The organism is Desulfoplanes sp. (assembly GCF_054921335.1).
This window is the reverse complement of sequence record NZ_JBUDSQ010000152.1, coordinates 1-3,353: the sequence shown is the minus strand read 5'-3', so window position 1 is coordinate 3,353 and position 3,353 is coordinate 1. Positions and strand designations below refer to the sequence as shown.

The window sequence follows — 3,353 nt, the reverse complement described above, 5'->3', positions numbered from 1 at the left end:
TTCCCGATGGCCTTGCGAAGTTCATCGGGATCGGCAGTGTGAGTGAAGCATTCCTTGCCTGCCGCCCCGATGATTTCGGGGATACGGTCGCGGACAAGTTTGTTGTAAACGATGGGGGGGTGTTTTTTCATGAGCAGGAGGGGGGGATGAGAGGATTCTGGGCAACATCGCCATTATCCTCAATACGCAAGTCATGGATGATTACTCGATTCGGGTGATTCTTGACAAATCCGTTTAGAAAAAACGCACATTCCTTCTCTCCCTTGAATCCTCGGGTCATCCTGGCGATTTCATACTTGATCTTCTTTTTCGTCGCAGCGGGAACACCAGGACAATCCAAAAGCGAAGACAGCTTCGCAATACACGGTTCAATCGATTCTTTTTCTTTGATGATCATTGTTTTTTCCGTTCTCAAGTTTTTTGTCGTGAATCACAGGTATCCCCCAAAACATCACCCACCCCGCCGGTTCTCCTCGAACATCTCCACAGGCATTGCATACCCCAAACGCCAGACCATCCTGATGGGCTTTTCACTTTCAAAACTCACCCGTTCTGCCGGGCCGAGATAGGTGAAGGGCACGGTGCATCCGTTTCGTTTCTTCATGGACCTGGCAAAGATGAGTATCGTATAGCCGCGTTCCTTATGATCGATGAGGTTCTGCCCGGTTGGTGATTCCTGGGTCGTGTTGGATTGGGATTCCCAGTGCATGAGCTCTCGGCTCACAGGATAATCCGCATACATGGTGCTTGGTGAAAACTCCTTTTCGGTTTTCTGAAAGGTGATCAGCAGGGCGTATGCCTTCAGTTCCTTGATGTGCAGGACCCCGACACCCCGCTGGCCTGCCGTTGTCAAATCGGCTTTGCCCAATGCGGCCTGGATGTCCTTGATGCTGTAGAGGGCATGGAGTTCCAGAGGACACGAGAAAGGCAGTTCCGGCATGATGCCGCTGACCGGGGACGTGCTTTCTGCCCATTCCAGTATCTCGTCCATATCCCCGAGAATACTTGAATTTTCCGACAGTCTCTGCAGGGCATCCTCAAAGGCAGTGAATCCGTAGCGACTGCCCGTATCAGGCCACAAGCGATGATACAGCCGGCTCACGGCACTCCCTTCCACCTGCGCGGCCGAAACCACATCGCCATTGGCAACGCGGCCGATACAGTCACGCATCAGCCGGATTTCACGCGGCCCGGAAACCGAGGCCATGCGGACCAGGGTTTTCTTGAGCACCCCCAGATCCGGATCGGACGGCACCGGTGCCAGCCGGGCCCTGGCTTTCCAGCCTGACCATGTTTCAGCCACCAGCAACCGTTCCGGCTCATAGTCATGGTAGCGGATGAAATTACCAAAGGTGAGTTCCTGGCCCGTGTCAGCGGTAAAAGTCTCCAACCGCTCGGGTACCTGGACTGCCAGATTTTTCAGGTTGGATCGAATATTTTCAAGGACATACTTTCGTGAAAGACGATCAAACTGGATGGAGCATCCTGCCGGAAGATGGGGAAAATCGTTCTCCACCTCCCGATCGATGGCATTGCGGTGTCTGGGGAGCAGGGACTTCAGTTTGATGTCCATGCGATAGCGTTTGTGAGCCTGGCCCACGAAGTCGAGCACCGTGAGGCAGTCCTTTTCCGGAGCATGTCTGAGCCCCCGGCCCAGCTGCTGGAGAAAGACGGTGAGACTTCCTGTGGGTCGCAGGAACAGGACCGTGTTGATTTCCGGCACGTCCACACCTTCGCTCAGCTTGTCCACCGTAAACAGAAAGGTGAACTCCCCTGATCGCAAATTGTCCAGCATGGTCGAGCATGTCGGCGCATCCATCCCGGAGACGAATGCTACCGAAGGAATTCCCTGTTTGCAGAACATGTCGGCCATGAATCTGGCGTGTTTGATGGAGACACAGAAACCGATTCCCTTGATCCTGTCGAGGTTTGGCTCATACCGGCACAGCGTCGAATTGATGACGTCGAGCCGCTGTCTGGCAAGGATATGCTCACCAGTATAAACAGCCTCGAGTTCTTTTTCATCGTACTTGCCGTTTTTCCAGAATCGATCTCCGCTGATGTCGATGGGATCGGCCACCCCGAAATAATGAAACGGACAGAGCAGCTTTTCTTCCAGCGCCTCGGGAAGCCGGATTTCTGCGGCAAAACGGTTGTCAAAATCTGCGGCCACATTGCCGCCATCCATCCTTTCTGGTGTCGCTGTCAGTCCGAGAAGGATTTCGGGGCTGAAATGTTCGAAGATCGGTCGGTAACTGGCAGCTGTGCCATGGTGGGCCTCGTCGATGACGATATAATCATAGAAATCAGGCCCTACCTGCTCCCATAAGCGTCTGGTGAACAGCATCCGCACTGAGCAGAAGAGATGCTCCAGCCGTTCGGCCTGAAATGGACCTGCCAGAAGATCGCCAAAGGAGTGATCCCGTAAAACGTTTCGGAAAGTGCTTTGGGCCTGTTGGAGAATTTCCTGACGGTGGGCGACAAACAAAAGTCTGGCCTGACCTTTTTTGCGTGTATGGAAGCGCTGGTAATCAAAGGCCGAGACCACGGTTTTTCCGGTTCCGGTAGCCGCAATGACAAGATTTCGGAAGCAGTGGCGGTGAGAACGTTCATGCTCCAGGGCGTCGAGGATTCGTTCCTGAAAGGGATGGGGCCGAAGATCGAAAAAAAAGGTTGGTGTCGACCCGGATGACTGGGCCTGTTTGATGGCCTTGCGCAGAATCTCCGGATGGTCGGGATCGTACGGGACAAATTCCCTGCTGTTCCAATAGGTCTCGAATTCTGCGGTAAATTTTTCGAGGATATGATCCATATCCGCATTGGTAACCTTGAGATTCCATTCCAGCCCGCTGGTCATGGCCGCATGGGACATGTTTGCCGAACCGATGTACGCCGTGGAAAAACCCGACAGCCTCTTGAAATGATAGGCCTTGGCATGCAGCCGAGTCCGCCTGGTATCGTAGGAAATCCGGATCTGCACGTTGGGCATTGCGGAAAGCCACTCGATCGCCGGAGCATCGGAAGCACCCATATATGATGTAGTAATGACACGGACAGGAACGTCCCGTTCCCGAAGATCTTCGAACCCGGACATCAGCAACCGCAATCCCGACCATTTGATGAACGATACCAGAACCTGCACTTCATCAGCCGAACGCATCTCCTGCAACAATTCATGCACCAGCTGGGATTCCCTGGGAGACCCGGTAAAGAGACTGCTTTCAACCAGGGATGTCTGTGGCCGGGGAATGCCGGGCCGACCATAATGGGGCGGGGTGATCTCCTGAAGCAGGGATTTCTGATCACCAACCAGCTTCCGAGATGCCTGATCGTCCGGTTGGGAGTTGCCGGAG

Annotated in this window: 2 protein-coding genes; both read right to left on the bottom strand. The window is 53.9% G+C overall.

Translation table 11 applies throughout. The annotated features are described in order from the left end of the window. Window positions 1-127 precede the first annotated feature (127 nt). Window positions 128-397: a hypothetical protein gene (locus tag ACY692_RS14660; protein WP_462326122.1), complete on the bottom strand. Its 270-nt coding sequence runs from the start codon at window positions 395-397 to the stop codon at window positions 128-130. Window positions 398-451: 54 nt separating this feature from the next. Continuing rightward, window positions 452-3,353 (bottom strand): DUF3427 domain-containing protein (locus tag ACY692_RS14655; RefSeq protein WP_462326121.1); only part of this gene is annotated, 2,902 nt, incomplete at its 5' end.